General features: G+C 22.6%; 14 protein-coding genes and 2 pseudogenes. 5 read left to right on the top strand and 11 right to left on the bottom strand.

What is annotated here, in order from left to right; genetic code table 11:
* Positions 1-27 precede the first annotated feature (27 nt).
* Positions 28-843, top strand: a complete 816-nt coding sequence (gene apaH, locus ABNS14_RS01265) for a bis(5'-nucleosyl)-tetraphosphatase (symmetrical) ApaH (protein ID WP_348666560.1) — start codon at positions 28-30, stop codon at positions 841-843.
* Positions 844-979: 136 nt separating this feature from the next.
* Here the strand turns inward: apaH and folA are convergent, their stop codons facing one another.
* The 6 genes from folA to ribB form a co-directional block, all read right to left on the bottom strand.
* Entirely contained in the window at positions 980-1,480 is a 501-nt protein-coding gene (gene folA, locus ABNS14_RS01260) for a type 3 dihydrofolate reductase (protein WP_348666559.1), read from the bottom strand.
* Between the two features lie 1,156 nt (positions 1,481-2,636).
* On the bottom strand, positions 2,637-3,374 hold the full coding sequence (locus ABNS14_RS01255; protein ID WP_348666558.1) for a 1-acylglycerol-3-phosphate O-acyltransferase: 738 nt from the start codon (positions 3,372-3,374) through the stop codon (positions 2,637-2,639).
* Positions 3,375-3,427: 53 nt separating this feature from the next.
* Entirely contained in the window at positions 3,428-5,671 is a 2,244-nt protein-coding gene (gene parC, locus ABNS14_RS01250) for a DNA topoisomerase IV subunit A (RefSeq protein ID WP_348666557.1), read from the bottom strand.
* Positions 5,672-5,709: 38 nt separating this feature from the next.
* Entirely contained in the window at positions 5,710-7,599 is a 1,890-nt protein-coding gene (parE, locus tag ABNS14_RS01245) for a DNA topoisomerase IV subunit B (RefSeq protein WP_348666556.1), read from the bottom strand.
* A gap of 1,012 nt (positions 7,600-8,611) precedes the next feature.
* Positions 8,612-9,259 carry an ADP-ribose diphosphatase gene (gene nudF, locus ABNS14_RS01240; RefSeq protein ID WP_348666555.1) on the bottom strand — a complete coding sequence of 216 codons (648 nt, stop codon included), beginning with the start codon at positions 9,257-9,259 and terminating at the stop codon, positions 8,612-8,614.
* A 1,092-nt stretch (positions 9,260-10,351) separates the two neighbouring features.
* A complete protein-coding gene (gene ribB, locus ABNS14_RS01235; protein ID WP_348666554.1) occupies positions 10,352-10,996 on the bottom strand; it encodes a 3,4-dihydroxy-2-butanone-4-phosphate synthase in 645 nt (214 codons plus the stop codon).
* 540 nt (positions 10,997-11,536) lie between these two features.
* Between ribB and ABNS14_RS01230 the strand changes: the two genes are divergently transcribed.
* Positions 11,537-11,800 carry an accessory factor UbiK family protein gene (locus ABNS14_RS01230; protein WP_348666553.1) on the top strand — a complete coding sequence of 88 codons (264 nt, stop codon included), beginning with the start codon at positions 11,537-11,539 and terminating at the stop codon, positions 11,798-11,800.
* Positions 11,801-12,029: 229 nt separating this feature from the next.
* Here the strand turns inward: ABNS14_RS01230 and hldE are convergent, their stop codons facing one another.
* Positions 12,030-13,454: a bifunctional D-glycero-beta-D-manno-heptose-7-phosphate kinase/D-glycero-beta-D-manno-heptose 1-phosphate adenylyltransferase HldE gene (hldE, locus tag ABNS14_RS01225; protein ID WP_348666552.1), complete on the bottom strand. Its 1,425-nt coding sequence runs from the start codon at positions 13,452-13,454 to the stop codon at positions 12,030-12,032.
* A gap of 991 nt (positions 13,455-14,445) precedes the next feature.
* Here hldE and ABNS14_RS01220 point away from each other — a divergent pair.
* Together ABNS14_RS01220 and rfaP are read left to right on the top strand one after the other, a co-directional pair.
* Positions 14,446-15,560, top strand: a pseudogene (locus tag ABNS14_RS01220) (glycosyltransferase family 4 protein).
* Position 15,561: 1 nt separating this feature from the next.
* The gene (gene rfaP / locus ABNS14_RS01215; protein ID WP_348666551.1) at positions 15,562-16,356 is read left to right on the top strand and encodes a lipopolysaccharide core heptose(I) kinase RfaP; all 795 of its coding nucleotides are present in this window, start codon (positions 15,562-15,564) and stop codon (positions 16,354-16,356) included.
* A 922-nt stretch (positions 16,357-17,278) separates the two neighbouring features.
* On the opposite strand, the gene coaD is transcribed toward rfaP, so the two are convergent.
* Positions 17,279-17,767 (bottom strand): pantetheine-phosphate adenylyltransferase, encoded by a 489-nt coding sequence (gene coaD, locus ABNS14_RS01210; RefSeq protein WP_348666550.1) that lies wholly within the window; start codon positions 17,765-17,767, stop codon positions 17,279-17,281.
* A gap of 272 nt (positions 17,768-18,039) precedes the next feature.
* On the opposite strand from coaD, the gene waaA reads away from it, so the two are divergent.
* Positions 18,040-19,317 (top strand): lipid IV(A) 3-deoxy-D-manno-octulosonic acid transferase, encoded by a 1,278-nt coding sequence (gene waaA, locus ABNS14_RS01205; protein ID WP_348666549.1) that lies wholly within the window; start codon positions 18,040-18,042, stop codon positions 19,315-19,317.
* A 263-nt stretch (positions 19,318-19,580) separates the two neighbouring features.
* Here the strand turns inward: waaA and rfaC are convergent.
* The 3 genes and pseudogenes from rfaC to rfaD form a co-directional block, all read right to left on the bottom strand.
* Positions 19,581-20,552, bottom strand: a pseudogene (gene rfaC / locus ABNS14_RS01200) (lipopolysaccharide heptosyltransferase RfaC).
* Entirely contained in the window at positions 20,515-21,606 is a 1,092-nt protein-coding gene (gene waaF, locus ABNS14_RS01195; protein WP_348666548.1) for a lipopolysaccharide heptosyltransferase II, read from the bottom strand. Before waaF ends, rfaC begins: the two are co-directional and overlap by 38 nt.
* Before the next feature lie 2 nt (positions 21,607-21,608).
* Complete coding sequence (gene rfaD / locus ABNS14_RS01190; protein WP_348666547.1) at positions 21,609-22,553, bottom strand: ADP-glyceromanno-heptose 6-epimerase; 945 nt, start codon at positions 22,551-22,553, stop codon at positions 21,609-21,611.
* Between the last annotated feature and the right edge of the window lie 1,380 nt (positions 22,554-23,933).

Raw genomic sequence — 23,933 nt, 5'->3', positions numbered from 1 at the left:
TTCAAAAAACTTATTAATTAAATCAATATGTCTACTTATCTTATAGGTGATATTCATGGTTGCTATTACGAACTTAAAGAACTTTTAAAAAAAGTAAAATTTAATCCTAATAAAGATATTTTGTGGATAACTGGTGATCTAGTTGCACGTGGACCAAATTCTTTAAAAGTTTTACGTTATATAAAAAAATTATCAATATCGGCCAAAATAGTGCTAGGTAATCATGACCTTAACTTGATTAGTATGTATTATCAAATTAACCATCATAAACCAAAAGATAAACTAAAAAAAATACTTACAGCACCTGATGCTGAAATACTTATTAATTGGTTAAGAAAACAACCACTCTTACAAATTGATGATGAAAAAAAAATTATTATGTCACATGCAGGAATTACACCACAATGGGATTTAAAATCTGCCAAAATATGTGCTAAAGAAATAGAAACAATACTTAGTAGTAATATATATCCTATATTTTTAGAATCCATGTATAGTAATATACCAGACACTTGGTCACCTAAACTAAAAGGATTATCTCGTTTACGTTTTTCTACTAATGTTTTAACACGTATGCGGTATTGTTGGCCTAATGGACGATTAAATTTAGACTGGAAAAGTACACCTGAAAACACCCCATTTCCTTTAAAACCTTGGTTTAATTTAGTTCGAAAGATACCTAAAGAATATACAATTATTTTTGGTCATTGGTCTGCCCTTAAAGGGAGGGGGACCCCAAAAGGAATTTATTGCCTCGATACAGGTTGTTGTTGGGGCGGAGAGCTTACTTTAATGCGTTGGGAAGATAAAAAATATTTTATTCAAAAAAAAATAAAAAACTAAAATAATATTTTATATAAAAATTTTATAGAAATTTTTATATCATACTATATATCATAGTAATTAATGCAAAATTAACATAATAATCAATAGAATTTTTATAAAAAATTTAATTTTCTGTTTTAAAAATAAAAAAATATCAACTTACGATACAACGTTCTAATATTTCAAAACGATAATTATAGGAATTTTTTAAGTCTGCTAAATGATATTCAGTAAAAACTACATTCCATTTATAAGATTCATAAATAGGAAAATAAGTATCACCTATCACTTTTGCATCGATATGTGTTAAATAAAGACGATTTGCTAATGGCAAAAATAATTCATAAATTTTTCCACCACCTATAATCATAACTTCTTCTGCTTTTCCTGTTGATTTTAATGCTTCTTGAACTGAATTGACCCAAATAAGATTTTTAGCATTTTTATTATTTTTTTTATGACTTAAAATAATATTCAAACGTTGAGGTAAAGGACACTTCCCTATAGATTCATAAGTTATGCGTCCCATGATAATTGGTTTATTTAATGCATGATATTTAAACCATGCAAGATCACTTGCTAAAAACCATGGAATAGTATTATTAATGCCAATTACTTTATCAGATGTCATTGCTGCAATTAAACTAATTTTCATGAATTAACCTAAATAAATCATAAATATTAAATTTTTATATCATGAAAAACATTTTGTATGCAACATATTACTCATTATTATGAATAATATTTTATATACACTTAAAAATTTATTAAAATAAAATAAAAAATTATATTTTTAGCATTTAAATATCTATTATTTTTATGATATAAATCATTAATATTAAATAATTAAAAAAAATTATAAAATTTTTTTTAATTATTAAAAGCAAATTTGACAATCATCATATATAAAATATTATATATTCTACAATGCAAATAATTATTTAAAAAATATTTATAAATACAAGAATTTTTTTATATGAATAAATATATATTATATTAAATATATAATTTATAAAATTAAATATTTTTATTATACAAAATTTACATTTACAAATATTTTATATATTATTTTCTTTAAAAATTTTAAAAAATAGAATACATATCAATATTACATAATAATTTTTATATATATTTCAAAAATAATTAATTTATAACAAAGATATGAATCAAGAATAAACTTTTTATTTTTGCTCATATATTGAATTATATTAATGTTCTTAAAATTAATTAAAGACATATTTCTTACAGGGAATATTTCAATAAAAAAACTACAAAAAACTAATTTAAAAATATTTAATTACTTTTAATTAAACTAGAATCAAAAAACTTATAATATTTTTTTTAAAAAATCTTGATTAACTAAATATAAAATACACTATAAATTGTTTATCATCTAATAAATATGATTATACATTAAATACATTTATTCTAAAAATATAAACAAAAAATTTTTATTTTTTCTATAAATTTTATTATCAATCATATATCCATAAACTAAATAATTATTTTTTATTCTGAATATTTTAAAAGCCAATCTATAATTTTTATTATAAAATAAAAAAATCAAACATGAAATAATATTAATATACAAAAAATAAGATTAAATTTGAAAACATTTTTTAGTATAAATACCTTTAATCTCTTTTATTAAAAAAATAATTATTATTTAACTTGAAAACAGTTTTTAAATTAAAATATAATTAATAATTTTAAAATTTTTCAAAACAATTAATTTTATTTAAAATAATTAGATAGTTTATATCAAAACTTTTACGTATATATAAATATCAAAAAATATATAAAATATCATTTTAAAAATTTTTCTTTTTTTCCTGTATTTCAACTTCTTTATCTAATTTTTTAATATTTACTTTAAATAAATCATGACAATATTTTGTTAATTCACGCACATTTTTTAAATGATACTTTTTAGTGTCTATAGGTGGCAACATTTTAAGAATTACCAAACCATTATTAAAACGATTAAGTTTAATGCGTCCTTCTGTTGTTGATAAACAAACAGGAACTATAGGGACACCAGCTGCAATAGCTATATAAAATGCACCTGTTTTAAATGGCAACAAACCACGTCCACGACTACGTGTTCCTTCAGGAAAAATCCAAACGGATATTTTTCTTTTTTTAATTTGATTTACAATTTGCATAATTGTATTGTGAGCTTTGTTTCTATTAAGACGATCAATTAAAATGTTACCAGATAACCAATATAATTGCCCAAAAAATGGAATCATTATTAAACTTTTTTTTCCAACAGTTACAGTATTTGCTTGTATTGCGTTTGACATTGTCACCATATCATAATTATTTTGATGATTACCAACATAAACAGTAGGACCATAATTTTTTGCTTCAGAAGGCACACGTTCAATAATTTTAATTCCAAAAAGAAAAGATAATTTACCAAATAAACGACTAAATCTCATTACATGGCACGAATCGTTTGGATGTAATAAACAACAAAAAAAACCAAATATAGAAACAAAAACAGTAAACAAAATAATAACAATAATACGAAAAATAGCTAACATATTAACCTCAAAATAAAAAAACTGTACAAAAAATACAAACAAAAAATTATTTCTTAAAAAGAATTAACTTTTATATTTTTAATATTTTTAAATTTATTCGGCAACAAAAAACCTTCTTTACCTCTTTCAGAACGATATTTATCTAAATCTTTTTTCTTAAAAATTGATTTTCTTTTATCAAAAAAAAAGGTAATTGAAGAATCAGGTGATAAGCATATTAACCAAACAAGTAAGTCATTCCCCATGATTGCTGCTTTATTATTAATATTAATAATCCGATAACCTTTACCTTTAGAAAGTACAGGAAGTTTACTAACTGGAAAAATTAACATTTTACCCATTTTTGTAATTGCTAGTAAATCCAATTTTTTATCATTGATTGCTAACGGTAAAAGTATCTTAGCATTCTTATTTAACTTAATTATATTTTTACCTTTTTTATGTTTTGCAATTAAATTATCAAAAGAACAAACAAAACCATAACCAGAATCAGATGCTAATAAATACTCTTGTTCTTTTGGAGCAGTTAACAAATACTCAATATTTGCATCATACGGTAAAACTAATTTACTTGTAATAAGCTCTTCTTTTCCATGTCGAGCAGCAAGATCAAGTGGATCTAGTGAATATGTACGTCCAGTATTATCAATTAAAACAATAAATTGATTTGTTCTACCTTGTACTGCACTATGAAACATATCTCCTGCTTTAAAATTTAATTTCATCGGATCAATATCATGTCCTTTAACACTTCTTATCCATCCCATAACAGACAAAACAATAGTAATCGATTCAGCACATAAAATATCATCTTGAGTAGTTACTTGTTCTATAAAATTTTCATTAAATGGTGAACAACGTGAATCACCATAAATCTTTGCAGCTTCTTGAATTTCTTTTTTTATTAAATAATTTAAAGATTTTTCAGAACTTAAAATCGCTTCTTGTTGTTCGCGTTCTTTTATTAATATATTTTTTTCATTACGTAACTTACACTCTTCTAATTTATCCAAATTACGTAATTTTAATTCCATAATAGAATCCGCCTGTTTTTCAGAAATAGAAAAACGGGATAATAATACTAATTTAGGGTTATTCTCATAACGAATAATTTGAATAATTTCATCAACATTTACATAAGCAATTAACAAACCATCAAGAATATGCAACCTTTTTGATACTTCTTGTAATCGATGATTTACACGATTACGTATCATTTTTCGTCTAAATAATAACCATTCATGTAAAATATCAAGCAGTCCTTTTACTCCTGGACGTTCATCTAAACCAATCATGTTTAAATTAACTCGATAACTTTTTTCTAAATAAGTTGTCTTAAACAAATATAGCATCATCTTTTTTAAATCTACATGATCATTTTTTGGTACAATAACTAAACGGGTTGAACAATTATGATCAGATTCATCACGTAAATCTTCTACTGTAGATATTTTTTTTATACGTATTTGTAAAGCGATCTGTTCTAAAATTTTAGTACCAGAAACTTGATACGGTAACGCAGTAATTACAATATTACCTTTTTCTATTTTCCAAATAGCACGTACTCGAATAGATCCACGACCTGTCTGATATATTTTTTTAATTTCTTCTTTTGAAGAAATAATTTCTGCTTTTGTTGGATAATCAGGTCCTGGCATAACTTGCATTAACATTTTAAGATTTGCGTTTCTATTTTCTAATAAAATAATTAACGCATTTGCTACTTCATGAATATTATGCGGTGGGATATCTGTTGCCATCCCAACAGCAATACCTGTGGTCCCATTTAATAAAATATTTGGTAATCTTGATGGTAACATTTTAGGTTCTTTTAAAGTCCCATCAAAATTATTATTCCATTTGACCGTACCTAAATTTAATTCACTTAATAAAATTTCAGTATATTTAGATAATCTTGACTCAGTATAACGCATAGCTGCAAAAGATTTTGGATCATCTGATGCTCCCCAATTTCCTTGGCCATCAATTAATGGATAACGATAAGAAAATGGTTGTGCCATTAAAACCATTGCTTCATAACAAGCACTATCACCATGTGGATGATATTTTCCTAATACATCACCAACTGTACGTGCTGACTTTTTATATTTCGCACCATAACTTAAACCGAGTTCAGACATAGCATAAAGAATTCGTCTTTGAACCGGTTTTAATCCATCACCAATAAATGGTAATGCCCTATCCATAATAACGTACATGGCATAATTCAAATAAGCTTTCTCTGCAAAATTATGTAATAATTCTTTTTTGCAATTATTCAACGGTATCTGATTCATTCAATATCTCTTCATCTAAAACATACTCTAAAAAAGTATTACAATTCAATTTCAATTGAATTTCCTCTATTTTGCAACCAATTTCGTCGATCTTCCGAACGTTTTTTAGATAATAACAAATCCATTATAGCTAAAGTTTTTTGATAATTATCTTGATTAATAATTAATTGAATTAAACGACGTGTATGAGGAAGAAAAGTAGTTTCACGTAATTGATCAGGATTCATTTCACCTAATCCTTTAAAACGTTGAATATTTAGTTTACCTTTTTTTTTATTTAATTTCTTGAGAAGAACATATTTTTCTTTTTCATCAAATGCATAATAAATTTCTTTAAATAAATCAATACGATATAATGGTGGCATAGAAATATATATATAACCTGCTTTTACTAAAGCTAAAAAATGACGAAAAAAAAGCGCACAAAGTAATGTTGTGATATGTAAACCATCTGAATCTGCATCAGATAAAAAACAAATTTTACCGTATCGAAGAGTACTTAAATCATCACTACCTGGAAGAATACCTATAGCCATTGAAATATCATGTACTTCATTTGAATTTAAAACTACATCAGAAGAAACTTCCCAAGTATTAAGTATTTTTCCTCTAAGTGGCAAAATTGCTTGATATTCACGATCACGAGCCTGTTTAGCAGATCCACCTGCTGAATCTCCCTCTACTAAAAATAACTCATTAGAATGAATATTTTTTGAAATACAATTTGCTAATTTACCAGGTAAAGTAAGACAACTTATTGACTTTTTAAATACTGTTTTCTGAAAAATTTTTGATCGTTTTTTTGCACTAGCAATAACAAATTCTGCTAATTTCTCAGCTTCTTGAATATTTTTACTTAACCAAATTGCAAACCTATTTTTAATTATTTTAAAAACAAATCTAGCACTATGGCGTGAAGAAAGACGTTCTTTAGTTTGTCCAGAAAACTGTGGATCTTTCATTTTTATTGACAAAATATATGCACAGCGATCAAAAATATCATGATTATCTAATTTTAAACCACGAGGAAGTAATTTTCTATATTCACAAAATTCTCGAATCGCATCCAATAAACCTTGCCGTAAACCATTAACATGAGTACCACCATGTATAGTAGGAATTAAATTAACATAACTTTCAGTCAATAATTCACCACCTTCTGGCAACCATACTAATACCCAATCTAGTATATTTCCATCTCCAGAAAAAGTACCGGAAAATCCTTTTTTTGGCAAAAAAGTAAAAATATTGATAGATTCTAGTAAATATTTTTTTAAACCATCTTTATAATACCAAATTTTTTCGGTCTTATTAATTTTATCCTTAAAAACGATTTTAACACCAGATAATAATACAGCTTTGGCCTTTAAAATATGCAGTAAATGGGGAATAGAAAAACTAGGATTATCAAAAAAATTACTATCAGGCCAAAAACGAACACTTGTACCAGTAGTTCCCTTAGCACAATTGCCAATAACCTTAAGTTCCTTTATTTTTTTACCATATGCAAAAACTATTTGATAAATTTTTCTTTTACGCTTAACTTTTACTTCAAGACGTTTTGATAAAGCATTCACTACTGAAATACCAACACCATGTAATCCTCCAGAAAATGGATAAAGTTCACTCGAAAATTTTCCCCCTGTATGTAAATTTCCTAAAATAACTTCTATAGCAGATATATTTTTTTTAGGATGAATATCAACTGGTAAACCTCTTCCATCATCAATAACTTCCAAAGATTGATCTTCATATAAAATTACAGTAATATTTTTAGCACAAAAAGCTAAAACTTCATCTATACTATTATCAATAACCTCTTGTGCTAAATGATTAGGTCTAGATGTATTTGTATACATTCCAGGACGACGACGTATTGGTTCTAACCCATTTAATATCTCAATTGCTTCTGCGTTATATTGCATCATATTATTTTTTTTATTTATTCTTACTTGGTAATATACTGATCAGGTGTAAAAATATTACAATATATAATTAGTTTAATATAGATAATTTAAAATTATTTAAATTTTCTTTTGATATTTTTTAAATAAAAAACTTTAATATAAATTCTTATCAAAGAATATCATTTTAGCATATTAAAATAACACAATATTAAAAATATATTTGTTTTAAATAACAAATTATTTAATGAATATAAAAATTATATTTAATAATGATAAAATATAAAAAATTATCTATTTTTTTTCTAAAAAAAAGTATAAATATTTTTTATAATAAAATTAATTAATAATATTTATTTAATAAAAAAATTAAAATAAAATTACTGTTTAATATACATTAAAATTTTAATATTATGTTTTTTAAAAAACATATTTATTTATTCTATAAATATTATAAAAAGGATCAAAAAGCTTTTTAAGTTATATCATTAAAAATAAAAATTATAATAATATCAACAACATAAAAAATTTTTTTAAAATAATTTAATCTTTAAAAGAAATTATGCCTATTCACAAAAATAATATCAATAAAAATAAAGATATACGTAATCTCAGTAAAATAAAAAATATTTATAAAATCAAAACTAGTTTAATAAACTTTATATTATATTAAAATTCAATATTTTAAATTTAAATTATTACTTATATCTATCAATTTTATTAGTTAATAATTATTAACAAAAAATTTTTGCATTAAAAATAAAATATTATTTAACAATGAGCAAAACTAAAAAACAATATCTTAAAACAAGATTTTATTTATAAATAATACTTTATTTTAATTTCTATTTTTATTTTCTCAATAATCTATAGAAATCATTTTTTACTATTTTTATAAATATTATTCATTGATAAGCTCAATAAACAAGAGTTTTATACAAAAAATAAATAACTATAAATAATATTTCAAAAATAGAATTTTTACGATTAATAAAACACAAAAAAATCTGTATGGATGATATTATATAATAATAATTTATGAATTATGCAACCAATGCTTTTTAAGCATAATATGATTTAATTGTAACCATTGTATTGCAATTACTGTAGCTGCATTATCAATTATTCCTAATTGAACCCATTTATAAGCTTTTAAACGATCAACAATATGAATACGTATATCCTCATTTTGAGTTTTTAATCCATGTAAACTCTTATCTTTTATTATTGAGGTATCGATTTCACCAATATTAATATAAATTCTTTCTGTTGTACCACCTGGACTACTAAGATAACTCAATACATAATGATAGCGTTGAAGAAGAATACCAGCTTCTTCTTTAGCTTCACGACGAATTAATTCTTCTAATGTTTCATTTTTTTCTTGCATTCCAGAAATAGCTTCTAAAAGCCATGGAGTTACACTATTTTTAATAGCTGGGATACGTATTTGTTCAATTAATAATACTTTGTCAACATGAGGATCATAAGGCAAAACAACTCCTCCATTTCCTCTTTCAAAAACTTCTCTTTGTATTTCTTTGCTCCAATAATTATTATGAAATAATTTATGTTTAAATCGATATTTTATAATTGAAAAAAACCCTCTATAAAGATAAGATTTGCTTATGATTTTTACATCATCTGGAGTAAATTGAAATGGTATACTTTTTTTATAAATCATAAAAGTTCTCTAAATTATTGATCTTTATTGTATCTATTTAATAACTTAATTCTTAAAGAAAAATGTAATATCATCAAAATCAAAACACTTTCAATAAAACATTATTTTAAAAATCTCATCCTTCTTTTGTAAAAAAATTCACAAAAATGTTTATGTTTAACTATTATAGTTTTTCATATTAAATTTTTTAATTACATATTCAATATTTTAAAAAATACATTTAAATAATATTTTTATTTTAATTTATAAAATAAAACATATTCAAAATATATTAATAATTTCTGTTATTTACGAAAAATATTTACAAACGAAAAAAAATTACAAATACAATAATATAAAAATATCAATATAAAAATCTTATTATTATTCTACTTAATATTATATAAATAATTAAAAAATATTTAATTTCTCAGAAATAATTAAAAATATAATTAGCACATGGTATATATTATTTTTTAATTTATGTTTGAAAAGATATATAAACACAATTTATTAAATTTTTTATTTAAAAATTCTTAAAATATTTCTCAAACATCATAGCTATAAAAAATGTACGATCTTTATTATCTTTATTTATTGTAACAAAAATATTGGTTTTTACTTCTATAAGTACATCAAAAATAATTAATTTAATATTAATTTATTGTAGGTACTTCTTTTATGAATTACATAGATTTTATCATTATCAAAAAAATTAAAAAAATCATTTCACAAAAATTAAGAATATCATATAAAACTTTTTGTATTAAAATTATATTTTATAAATAATTTCAAATATATCTTAGAAATATTTTTTGACAATCGCTTTCTATTATATAATGTTTTTTATTTAGAAATAATTGCACAATATTTTTAAATATAAATTCAGAGCGTATATATTACTATTATATCATTTAAACAACATACATATTATATTACCAGAAATATTTTTTTTTAAAATTCTAAAATTATTTTATCACCATAGATCTATTTATAATGATAGAACCTACAGTGATAAATAAAAAATATAAAAATATTTTGATATAAAACATTGTAAAAACTGGATGTACAGTATTGTGATTGTTTATCATTGAAGATCTTTTAGTAAGTTTTTTAAAAACTCTGACGATATATAACTAAATCATTAATAGTTATTATCGGCATATTATTTTCTTTTCCAAATATCAGGACTTCTTGCATTTTTGCCATAGTACCATCATCGTTTGTTAACTCACATAAAACACCAGCTGGCTTAAAACCTGCTAAAATCATTAAGTCAATAGTAGCTTCTGTATGCCCCCGACGTTCTAATACACCACCTTCTTTAGCTCTTAAAGGAAAAATATGGCCTGGTTTATTTAAATCACTTGGAATTGCTTTATCATTAATAGCAGCACGAATAGTCATTAAACGATCAGCAGCTGAAACCCCAGTTGTTACACCTTTTGATGCTTCAATACTAACAGTAAATGGAGTTTGAAATTGGCTAGAATTTTTCTTAACCATCATAGGTAATTCTAATTGCTTACGCTTTTCTTCAGTTATACAAAGACAAACAATTCCACTACCATGTCGAATAGATAATGCCATTTGTGATATTGTCATAGTTTCTGCTGCAAAAACCATATCACCTTCATTTTCACGTTGTTCATCATCAAGTACCATAACCCCATTACCTTGACGTAATGCATCAAGAGCATATTTTATACGTTTAATAGGATTTTTTTTATTATACAAAAAACGTAATATCTGATTCATGGTAAAACCCTCATTGAATAACATATCACCAGAACCAGCGTATAAAATTGGGAGTACAAAATTTTTTATAGAAATTAGTACTTCTTAAACCTATAAGTATTCTTATTTTTCTCCCATCTAAAAACAAACGTCAGTTCTAGATTTTTTTATATTACTATTCATGCCAATTATTGATTAATACAATTAAATATATTGACATACTTTAATTTTTAGCGTTTGATAAATATCAAAAATACATAAAAATATTCCGATATAATATAAACGATAAAACTATATCGTGAATACGATTATGTGGCAAATAAAAGAACAAAAAAATATATTTTATAAAAATAAATTATTAATTTTTGAACAAACAAAATCAAAATAGAATGTAAACTTATCAATCAATATTATTATCATTTGTTTAATAAAATCATTGAAAATATCATAATTACCTATAAAATATTTTTAATATTTAATACAAAATATGTTGTATATACATAAAGGATTTGATATTATTTATATACAAATATATTTCATATAATTTGAATGATCGATATAATGGACAAAAAAAAAATTGAACAAATTATATTTCAAATAAAAAAAATTCTACCTCAAGAAATACTTGATCTAGGTAATGATTTTGAAAAAAAAATATATGAAATATTTAAAAAACAATTAAGAAAATTAAATTTCGTTTCACAAGAAAAATTTAATACTCAAAATGAAATTTTAGTAGCAATTCGTAAAAAAATACTGCGCATAGAAAATCGACTTAAAAAAATAGAAAAACACCATAAAATTAAAAAATTAAAAACAAAGTAAATTTTACTTATCAATATATTGAAGTATTTTAATAAAAAGTATATTTTTTATATGACAATTTTAAAAAATAAATTAATTTATTACTTTTTTAAAAATATCAAATATATGACCCTTAAAGGTGACTATTTTCTAGAAATATAGAAATCAGAATATTAATAATTATTTTTAATATATAAAATAATAAACCAATTATATTTTTTTTGACTCAATGAACGTTTATATTATTTAGTTAATTATTATTAAAAAATGTGCTAATAATTTTTGTAGTAGATACACCATATTCAAAATTAAGTATTTTCACTTCACCACCAGAAGCTAAAACTTCTTGACTACCAGAAATCTCTTCTATCTTATAATCACCACCTTTTACCAAAATATCTGGCAAAATATTACCAATCAGACGTTGAGGTGTTTCTTCATCAAAAGAAACTACCCAATCTACTGCATTTAATCCTCCTAATACCATCATGCGTTGAGATAAAATATTAATAGGACGATTAATACCTTTTAAATTTTTAACTGATTCATCACTATTAACCGCAACAATCAATAAATCACCTAATTTACGTGCATTTGATAAATACATAACATGTCCAGCATGGAGAATATCAAAACAACCATTAGTCATAACTATTTTTTTTCCATTTTTACGAGCAATACTTACAACTTTTTTTAAATCTTTTTCACTGATTACACCAAACTTATTATCATCATTCTGAATTTTTTTTTCTAACTCAAGAGATGAAATTGTAGAAGTACCTAATTTTCCGACTACTATTCCAGCAGCAACATTAGCTAATATAGATGCTTGATAAAAATTTAGAGAAACTGCTAACGCAGTAGCTAATACACCAATTACTGTATCACCAGCTCCTGTAACATCATATACTTCTTTTGCTTGAGTTGACAAATGTAATGGAGATTTATTACGTTGTAATAATGTCATGCCTTTTTCTGAACGTGTAATGAGCAATGCTTGAAGATTTAATTCATATAGTAATTTTGTTCCTTTTCTTTCAATATCTATATTAGAAGAACATATACCAACCATTGCTTCAAATTCAGTCATATTTGGAGTTAGTAAAGTAGCTCCATAATAATTTTTATAATTACTCCCTTTAGGATCAATTAATATAGGTACTTGAGCCGTATTGGCTAATTTAATAATATTAGCAATATTTCTTAAGGTTCCTTTATCATAATCAGAAAGTACTAATACTTTTATATAAGGTAATTTTTTTTGAATACGTTCCAAAAGAAGATTCATGGAAAAATTATCATTTTTTTTTTCAAAATCAATTCTGATTAATTGTTGATTATAAGACAAAATTCTTAGTTTCGTAATGGTAGGATAACTTGATAATGTAATTAAATCACAACAAACATTAGCTTCATTAAGTTTATTTATCAAAATTTTTCCAGTATCGTCAATGCCAATCAACCCAATAAGATGAATATTAGCTCCTAAAGTGGCAATATTCATAGCAACATTAGCAGCACCACCAGGACGTTCTTCTTTTTTTTCTATTTTAATGACAGGCACAGGTGCTTCTGGTGAAATACGATCAGTTGATCCATACCAATAACGATCTAACATTACATCACCAACCACTAAAACATGGGCTTTTTTGAAATCAGGAAAAGTAATTTTCATATATATACTCGAATTATGAAGTAAATTGTAAAAAATATAAAAAAATTGATTTATGTTATTTTTAATATATCAATATAATTTAACTTATTGTTCATAAAATCATAATTTTACTATTCATAAAATAATTTACGATTTTATCAAAAATATATTTTAAATGAAGTAATACATAACAATAAATTTTATATATCGTAATTTTTACAAAAAAAATATAATTTTTTCTAAATCTTTAATATCAAAAAATTTTTTAAAAATTAAATTAATTATAATTTAATTAAAATTATAAATAATCTCAATTTGTTTTCTTTTAAAATTTTTTAAAATTATTTAAAGATTTAAAATATATTTAAAATTATAGTAATTATCATAAAATAACAAAAAACATATTTTTTATATCAATATTTTATTAAAAAAAACGAAATATTATGAAAAAATTATTTTAATAAAAATAGAAAAAAATAATTGTAATTAATTAATCTAGTATAGATATCTTTTTAAGATCAGAAAAATAAAAAAAATATGCTATATCTAGCATTCTTTTTTTGAATCTTCAAAAAAAGAAAAAAATTAAAATATATAAACTTTAATTTTGTTTTTATATAAAAAATCATAAATATTTTCAATATATAATCATGATCTGTATATTTTCTATAAGCAAAAATAAAAAATATACTTTAAAAGTATTTATAATAACTGTAGTCTAAAAATAATATTAACAAAAAATATAATTTTTAATTATATGTGTTATATAGTATGATAATATATACACATGGAAAATTTTTTTAAAAAATAGATGTCCAATTAAAAATTATTAATTTTTTATTATTAAAACATAAAAACCTCACGCGATAAAAAATAAAATATAAATATAAAATATATGAAATACAAAAGTTAATACTAAATATTATAATAAAAATAATATTATTAAAATTTTAAGTCACGATTTTAGAAAATATTAAACCAAAAACAATGATAAAATAAAACATTTATCCATATGAAAATTGCATGTTGTTTGTACAAATACTTTCCTTTTGGTGGCTTACAAAGAGATTGCCTAAAAATTATTAATGCCTGTTACAAAAGAGGACATGAAATACGTGTTTACACGATGCAATGGGATGACAAAATTCCTGATCATATAAATGTCATTATAATACCTGTACAAGCAAAAACAAATCATGGAAGAAACGAATTTTTCTATAATAAAATAAAAAAACATTTAACAAAATATCCTGTCGATATTACTATTGGTTTTAATAAAATGCCAGGCCTAGATATTTATTATGCTGCAGATATTTGTTATGCTGAAAAAGTTGAAAAAGAAAAAAATTTTTTATATAAACTAACTACGAGATATAAACATTATATTAATTATGAAAAATCTGTATTTCATAGTGATAGTCACACAAAATTATTAATGCTAACTCAACAACAAGTTAATGATTTTAAAAAACATTACAAAACACCTAACACACGTTTTTATATGTTACCACCTGGCATTAATATTAATAATAAATATAATTACAAAATTCTTGATGCAAAAAAAAAATTTCGACAAAAAAATGGTATTAAAGAAAAAAATTTTCTGTTATTACAAGTGGGTTCAGATTTTAAACGTAAAGGGGTCGATCGTACATTAAAAGCAATTTCAAATTTACCCAAAACATTAAAAAACAAAACTATTTTAATAGTTGTAGGTCAAGATAATCCGAATATTTACAAAATTTTAGCAAAAAAACTAAATATAGAAAAACAAGTATTTTTTTTTATGGACGTACAGATATAAATGAATTAATGCTAGCTTCTGACATCTTAATACACCCAGCCTACCAAGAAGCTGCTGGTATGGTTTTAATAGAAGCAATCACAGCTGGATTACCTGTTATAACCACAGCAATTTGTGGATATGCGCCATATATTAAAGCAGCTAATTGCGGAATAGTTATAGACCAACCATACAAACAAAAAAATCTTAATTATGCTTTAATTACTAGTTTGCTTAATAAATCATTATTAAAAAAATGGTCAAAATCAGCATTTTATTTTTCTTATACTCAAGATTTATATAGCTTACCTGAAAAAGCCGCAAATATTATTTTAGGATGCTAATATGTTAAAAATTCAAGAACCTTTTAAATCTTTCTGGAAAAATAAAAACCATTTTATAGAAATAGAAAAATTACAAGGAAAAATTATTCGTCAATTAGAAACAAGAAAAACTTTATATTTTACATTCAATAAAGAAAAATATTTCATTAAAATTCACTATGGTATTACAATAAAAGAAATAATAAAAAATTTATTTTTTTTAAGATTACCAATATTAGGAGCTAAAAAAGAATGGGAAATAGTTCAATATTTAAGTAAACATAAAATTGATACTATGGATATTAAAGTTTTTTCTGAAGAAAAAATTAATGTTTTACAACGAAAATCATTTATTATCACCAAAGCACTTACACCTACTATTAGCTTAGAAAATTTTTGTAAAAATTGGAAACATATACCTCCAGAGTTTAGAATTAAAAAAATGTTAATTGTTCAATTAGCTCAAATTATAAGAAAAATGCATAAATCTGGAGTGAATCACCGTGATTGTTATATTTGTCATTTTTTATTACATATACCAATTAATGATGTTCAAAAAATAAAGATTTCTATTATTGATTTACATCGTGCTCAATTAAGAAAAATTGTACCTAAACGTTGGAAAAATAAAGATCTCATCGGATTATATTATTCTGCACTAAATATAGGTTTAACAAAAGGAGATATTTTTCGTTTTTTAAAAATTTATTTTGATAATAGTTTAAGAAGTATTGTTGATAATGAAAAAAAAATGATATTAAGTGCTACTATTAAAGCAAAAAAAATTCAAACACGCACTATCAAAAATAAATTATAAATAAATATTGAATAATTCTATAACAAATATTTTATCTAAATATTAATATTTTTTATATATTAATAAAAAAATAATATTAAATAATCATCCTAATTATCTAATAAAAAATTAACAAATTTTTTATCTTTTAAAGAATCAAATATTTAAAATTTATATAAATAATGACTTATAATTATCTATTTTTACAAAATATTATATAATATTACTGTTAATATAATATATGATTATAATAAGTAATGTTAAATTATCTTTAATAAATTTATACAATTAAATTAAATTTTAAAAATTTAAAAAAGAAACAGTATCTTTACTTGTAACATTAAGTAAACAAGAATATTATATATAAAAAGATAAAAAACATAAAAATATAATATATAATAACTAAAAAAACATCAAAAAAAATAATTTTTAGTTTACAATATTTGTGATTTTTTTTTTCAAAAAACTAAGAAATTAAAATATAATTAAAATGTATTGTAAATATTCATAAGATAACGTAATATATTAAAGTTAATATTTATATTAAACCAATCAAAATAAATAAAATATTTCATATATAAATACAATCAAAAACTTCTTTAGATTTAGATAATGACAACAAAATAACAAATTTATTTTTAATAATATATGATATTAAATAAAAAATATTCAAAATACTATAATAATTAAAAATTAAATTACAATTTAATGACAAATTATCATAATAGTATAATTTAAATAGTATTAATCCAAAGCATAATCTAAAAATAAAAAATATCAATTTTATATTGTACAAAAAAATTTGTATCATGCATATATAGAAAAATATATACTATTTTATTAAAGCAATTATCAAAAATCGATTTTGTATAAATTATATTCATTTCTAATATTTTTTAGATATATTAATTTTTTAACAATCAAACATTACTAAAAAAATAAATTATTTTTCTTTATGTATTTTTTTTAATATCGCTTGAGCTATAGAAATTGGTAAAAAAGATGAAATATCACCACCATTTTGTGCAACATTTTTAATTAAAGCAGAAGAAATAAATGATAACTGAATAGAAGATAACAAAAAAATTGTTTCTAAATCAGGCATAAGATGACGATTCATATGAGCTAACTGCAATTCATATTCGAAATCTAATACAGAACGTACACTTCTAATTAAAACATAAGCCTGATGTGTACGACTAAAATTAACTGTAAGTCCAGAAAATCCTTTTACTTCAACATTCATTAAATGCTTTGTTTGTTCTTTAGCAAATGCCAAACGTTCATCTAGCGTAAACATAAAATTTTTACTTGAATTATCAGCAATACCTAAAATTACCTCTTCAAAAATTAATGCAGACCGCTCTATAATATCCAAATGTCCATAAGTTATAGGATCAAAACTACCAGGATAAATCGCTTTTTTTTTCATACAAAATGATTATGATTGATTAGAGTCAATTAAAAAATAAGTAAAATATAATTTTTCTTAATATAATAAAAATATATACATAAAAAATATATACATAAAAATTTTTAATTTCCTTAAATTAAAAATTTTACATTTATAAATAAATCAAATTTATAACAATATATGCATAAAATTTAAAAAATAAGACATATAAAATTATAACATATACTAACTATATTTTTATCTGTGATATACTATATTATTTTAATATACATTAATTAATGTTAAATAACATGTTTTTTTTATATCAAATACTCATGTATCTTATACAACCTATCATTTTGTGCCGTTTATTATGGAATGCTTATAAATACCCAGCCTATCTTAAACGTTGGAATGAACGATATGGTTTTTACAATAGCAAAGTTATACCAGGAGGTATATTATTACATTCTGTATCTGTAGGTGAAACATTAGCAGCTTTTCCATTAGTAAAAATATTAAGACATTATTACCCAGAACTACCCATTACTATCACAACTATGACTCCTACTGGTTCAGAAAGAGTATTATCTGAATTCGGCAATAATGTGTATCATGTATATTTACCATATGATTTAATAGGTTCAGTAGTCCGTTTCATTAATCAAATAAATCCTAAATTAACTATTATTATGGAAAAAGAACTATGGCCTAATCTTATTATAAAATTAAGACAAAGAAAAATTCCATTAATTATTGCTAATGCACGTATGTCTGAAAAATCAGCTATAAATTATCAAAAATTAGGTTGTTTTATAGAAAAATTATTGCAAAAAATTACTTTGATCGCAGTTCAAAATAAAGAAGACGGTGAACGTTTTATTAAATTAGGTTTACCAAGAAAAAAAATATCTGTTATAGGTAATCTAAAATTTGATATTCATATCACACCAGAATTAGAAATAAAAACTATAACACTACGTCAAAAATGGGCACTACTGAGACGTCCAGTGTGGATTGCAAGCAGTACACATGACGGTGAAGAATCTATTATATTAGAAGCACATATTCAATTGTTAAAAAAATTTCCTGATTTATTGCTTATTCTTGTTCCGCGTCATCCAGAACGTTTTAAATATTCAAAAGAATTAACAAAAAAATCTAAACTACACTATATTTTAAAAAGCAAAAATACTCTACCTAATGCAAATACACAAGTTATTATTGGTGATACTATGGGTGAATTAATGTTGCTTTATGGTATTGCAGATCTCGCATTTATTGGAGGTAGTTTAGTAAAAAAGGGAGGTCATAATCCTTTAGAAGCAGCAATACATGCTATTCCTATTTTAATGGGTCCCCATACTTTTAATTTTCAAGATATATGTAATAGTTTAAAAAAAATAAATGGTTTAATTACTGTTAATAACACTCAATCCTTAATAGTAACAATTTCTAATTTACTTAAAAATAAAAATGTTCGTTCATATCATGGACATCAAGCAGCAGAACTTGTGTATAAAAATCAAGGCGTATCAGAAAAATTAATAAAATTACTTAAACCGTACCTTAAAAAAACAAAAAATTAAAATATTAATATCTAATATAGTATTATGCATAAATTATTTTTTATACAAAAAATTTAACATAAATACAAAAATATTTTATATTCATAAAATATAATTATTGAAAAAAATGAATTATTATACTTTATTAAAGTAATTTTTATAAAATAAAATATTTTTGTATATTATTTGTTTTTCTTTATACGTTCAGCGACAATAAAAAATAAAAAAACCATTTAAAAATTAATACAATATATTAATCTTTATAAGAAAATAATACCGTACTATTAATTATCTATTTTTAATAACAATTTCTTATATATTACATTCGGTTTAATTGTTGCCATATCATAATTTTTTGCAATAATTATTTCTTGTTCTTTACCATATCCACCTACTAATCGAGGATCTGTAGGACCATAAAGAATAATATTTGGTTTACCTAAAGCGGCAGTTAAATGACTTAAACCTGTATCAACAGATACAATAACATTAGCGTTTATAATCTGATAAGCCATTTCTTTTAATGAAAGTTTAGGCAATATTTCAACATGATCAAAACCTTGGGCTAGTCTGGTAACACGTTGATATTCTATATTAGAAATCCATGGCAATTTAACAATTAATCCTTTATTTGTTAAAGAAATTAACAATTCGCGCCAATGACATTCAGGCCAATGTTTATTATTACTTGTAGTTCCATGAAAAAAAATAACATACGGTTTTATTTCATTTGATAGAAATTTTGAAGAAAAGTATTGCATAATACCATAATCGGCAATCATGATTGATTTTTTATAATGTAAACTATTTACAAATAATTCGCGAATTCTTTCAATAGCATGTTGCTTCTTATCTATAGTATAAGAATGGTCATAAAATATACTTGCAATTGGTTCTTTAGCACTACCCCCAATCATAACCATGACTTATGCCGCGCGCATAACGTGTAACAAAAAAAGCACTTTTAAATAATCCCTGTGCATCAATTACTACATCATATTTTTTTGATCGTAATTGAAAATAAAATTTTTTTTTTCTTCACGTGTAGATTTTATGAACCAATTTTTTCTCCACCGTCGAATAGCTACTGGAATAACTTCTTTCACAGCATAATGCCAACTGGGGATTTCAGCAAATTTTTCTTCAACAACCCAATTAAATTTAATATTAGGATAGCACATTACTGCATCCGTTAAAGCAGGTAGGGTATTTAATATATCACCCATTGATGATGTCTTTATGATTAATACTTGCATTACTATTATAGTACTCCAATTCTAATAAATTAATTAATTCATTAATAACTTTTACAGGTTTTATATTAATCAAACTTTTATGATAACGATTATTTTTGTTTACTATTCGTGTTTTATGATTCTTAATTGCTACATGAATAATTTTAACTCTATTTGATAAAGGTGGTGTAAAATTAGGATTTGTAGGTCCATAAAGTGCAACGATAGGTATATTTAATGCTGCTGCTATATGCATTAAACCAGAATCATTCGTAACTACAGCAGTACAAGATGCTAATAAATTGGCTACCTCATTAAGACTTGTTTTACCAACTAAATTAACACAATTATTCTGACAAGTTAATGATAGTAATTTCCAAATTGCATAACCAATATTGTAATCTTGTTGAGAACCGAATATTAAAATTTGATAACCATAAATACTATATAATAATTCTGTTAATTTGGCATAATGATAATATGGCCAACATTTCGCAAATCCAGATGCAGCACCCGGACAAATACCTATAATTGGTAACTTATTGGAAATATAAAATATCTTTTTACTTTTGATTCTTTCAGCATCAGAAACTGATATTTTAGGCCATAAAATAGGTTTAGGAATAGAATCTGCATTATTTACTAAATCTTTTGGATAAGCTAAAGCAATATAACGTTGAACCATTTGTGGAAATTCAGCGATATTTAAAAAACGCATATCATTAATTAACCAATACCGATTTTCACCACACCATCCTATACGTAACGGGATATTAGCAAAAAAAGGTATTAATGCAGATTTAAAAGAATTTGGCAATATATAAGCTTTATCATATTTTTTTTTGCGTAAATTAATACCAATTTTATGACGTTGAAAAAATTCTAAAGAACTACGATTCAAAGGCATTAATATGGAATTATTTACTTCTGGCATTTTTTTTAATAGTTCATAACACCAATTAGAAGCCATAACATCAATAATAATATTGGAATATAATGCCTTTAAAGTACGAAAAAGACTATGAGTCATCATCATATCTCCCACCCAAGTAGGAGCAATTACTAATACTTTCATAATTACTTAAAAAAATGCTGTCTATTCAAAAATTTCATATAATCGATAACTCCTTCCATAACCGGTTTAAATGGTTTATCATAACCAACTCTTCGCAATTTATCTAAATTAGCTTCTGTAAATATCTGATAAAATTTTTCTAAATTATTAGGAAAAGAAATATATTCTACTACAGGATTATTCTTTTTATGAAAAGCAACAACAATATCTGCTATCTCTTGAAAAGATTCAGCTTTACCTGTACCACAATTAAAAATACCAGAAATCTGATTTTCTAAAAACCATAAATTTAAAGCAACAATATCACTTATATGAATAAAATCGCGTTTAAATTTTTTACTACCTTTAAAAAGTTTTAGATTTAACCCTTTATTAATTTGATTATTCCAATGAAAAATAACACTCGCCATATTATCTTTATGATTTTCTCCTGGTCCATAAACATTAAAGTAACGTAATCCACATACCTGTGAAGTAATTTTTGGTAATATATTTCTAACATATTGATCAAACAAGAACTTAGAATACCCATATATGTTTAATGGTTTTTCATATTTTTGTTCTTCAATACAAGATTTATTTTCTATTCCATAAATAGCAGCAGATGAAGCATATAAAAATCTGATATCTCTTTCAACACAATAATGAAGCAGTTTTTTTGAATATTCATAATTATTATTCATCATATACTGCCCATTCCATTCCATTGTAGATGAACAAGCACCTTGATGAAAAACTACATCAATATTTCCAATACTATTATTCGTAATAGCAGATAAAAAAAAATCTTTATCAAGATAATCAATAATTTGTAAATCTACTAAATTAGTAAATTTATAACCATTTTTAAGATTATCAACAACTAAAATATTAGTATATCCTTTATTATTAAGTGCTTTAATAATATTACTTCCAATAAAACCAGCTCCACCAGTAACTATAATCATCTTTTTATGCTCTATTCATACATTGATATTCATTAACAAAAAATTTCTTTTTTTTAAAAAAAACACATAATATTAAATATTTTTATTACTAAATATTAAAAATTTATTTTATATAAAAAACAAATAATAATTTTATCTTTAATTTTTTAAAAAATACCATAAAAAAATGATAATTTTTTTATGATTATATAGAGATAGAGAGAAGCATAGAAAAAGAATACAATATTTATTTTTTAATATTTACTTTTAAAGAAAAAAATATTCAATATAACTTATCAAAAGTAACAAAGATCTGATAAATAGCATAATTATTAATTACATATATTATATATTGATGATACACTATCAAAAAATTACTTTTTATTAAAAAGATAAAATAAAGCAATAATATGTAATTTAATAAAGATTATAATAAAAAAATTAAATAATCAGAGAATCTCTTAAAACAATAATTTTTAATATTTTTTTTTTATAAATTAACATTACTAATTTATATTCATACTTCTTTAATAATATTAAAATCTAAAAATATTGTTTTACTACACTAATAACAACATAAAAAAATTGATTTGAAAAAAAACCAATTGCTACTTTATATAGACATCTATTTACCTCTTTAATTATAATTTTAATTATAATTAAATTATAACTAAAAATTTATATTTTTTTTCAACAAAATAACCTGTGACTATTTTTTTTCAAAATTTTAACTTTATAATCAGATGGATAAATAAAAAAAATATATAAAAAAATTTAATTTTTATTGATTATAACATAACTTACAATAAAGTTCAAAATAATCTATTCAAAAATCAGATTATATAACAAAGTTTGTTATTTTATAAAATAACCACAAATCTTTTCTAAAAGATTTTCTTAAATTTCTATTAAATTTTACTAAAAAATATTATTATAAAATAATGATTTTTTTTATTACTTTTCATATTGTTTTTTGTGTTTTTTTGTTTCATTTTTTTGCTTACTTGAATTATTAAGAAATATTTTATTAGCTTTCTATTTTTCTAAAAGTATTTATATATCTTTTAAGTTTAACTGAAAAAATAAAAATATTTTTTCTGTATCTAACTTTTTTGTTATCTTAACAAAAACTTATTTTAAAAATTACTGTTTTCAATTTTTTTTGAGAAAATAAAATGGTGTCTTTTAATTAAACAATATTTTTCTTTAAATTCATTTAAACAACACTAAAACAATGCTAAAATATGTTTTTTAACCTCATTTATCTTTAACTAACATTTTAATATCTCTTTCTTGAAATACTCTAAAATATTATTTTTATTAGTGAAGAACATATATTATTAAATTTTTTTTATAAATTTTTATTTTATTTAATTAATTTTTCTTCAAAAAAATGCTATA

Origin of the sequence: Arsenophonus symbiont of Ornithomya chloropus (assembly GCF_964026495.1) — a bacterium.
Lineage (GTDB): Bacteria > Pseudomonadota > Gammaproteobacteria > Enterobacterales > Enterobacteriaceae > Arsenophonus.
Note: the sequence above shows the minus strand (reverse complement) of the source record. Positions and strands in the feature narration are given on the sequence as shown.

What these genes read in the sequence shown, in the direction of transcription:
- ABNS14_RS01230 (WP_348666553.1), top strand. Translation starts at nt 11,537, where the DNA reads ATGGACAAAAAAAAAATTGAACAAATTATATTTCAAATAAAAAAAATT.
- ABNS14_RS01255 (WP_348666558.1), bottom strand. Translation starts at nt 3,374, where the DNA reads ATGTTAGCTATTTTTCGTATTATTGTTATTATTTTGTTTACTGTTTTT.
- waaA (WP_348666549.1), top strand. Translation starts at nt 18,040, where the DNA reads ATGTTTTTTTTATATCAAATACTCATGTATCTTATACAACCTATCATT.
- folA (WP_348666559.1), bottom strand. Translation starts at nt 1,480, where the DNA reads ATGAAAATTAGTTTAATTGCAGCAATGACATCTGATAAAGTAATTGGC.
- parC (WP_348666557.1), bottom strand. Translation starts at nt 5,671, where the DNA reads ATGAATCAGATACCGTTGAATAATTGCAAAAAAGAATTATTACATAAT.
- waaF (WP_348666548.1), bottom strand. Translation starts at nt 21,606, where the DNA reads ATGAAAGTATTAGTAATTGCTCCTACTTGGGTGGGAGATATGATGATG.
- nudF (WP_348666555.1), bottom strand. Translation starts at nt 9,259, where the DNA reads ATGATTTATAAAAAAAGTATACCATTTCAATTTACTCCAGATGATGTA.
- rfaD (WP_348666547.1), bottom strand. Translation starts at nt 22,553, where the DNA reads ATGATTATAGTTACTGGTGGAGCTGGTTTTATTGGAAGTAATATTATT.
- apaH (WP_348666560.1), top strand. Translation starts at nt 28, where the DNA reads ATGTCTACTTATCTTATAGGTGATATTCATGGTTGCTATTACGAACTT.
- rfaP (WP_348666551.1), top strand. Translation starts at nt 15,562, where the DNA reads ATGTTAAAAATTCAAGAACCTTTTAAATCTTTCTGGAAAAATAAAAAC.
- parE (WP_348666556.1), bottom strand. Translation starts at nt 7,599, where the DNA reads ATGATGCAATATAACGCAGAAGCAATTGAGATATTAAATGGGTTAGAA.
- hldE (WP_348666552.1), bottom strand. Translation starts at nt 13,454, where the DNA reads ATGAAAATTACTTTTCCTGATTTCAAAAAAGCCCATGTTTTAGTGGTT.
- coaD (WP_348666550.1), bottom strand. Translation starts at nt 17,767, where the DNA reads ATGAAAAAAAAAGCGATTTATCCTGGTAGTTTTGATCCTATAACTTAT.
- ribB (WP_348666554.1), bottom strand. Translation starts at nt 10,996, where the DNA reads ATGAATCAGATATTACGTTTTTTGTATAATAAAAAAAATCCTATTAAA.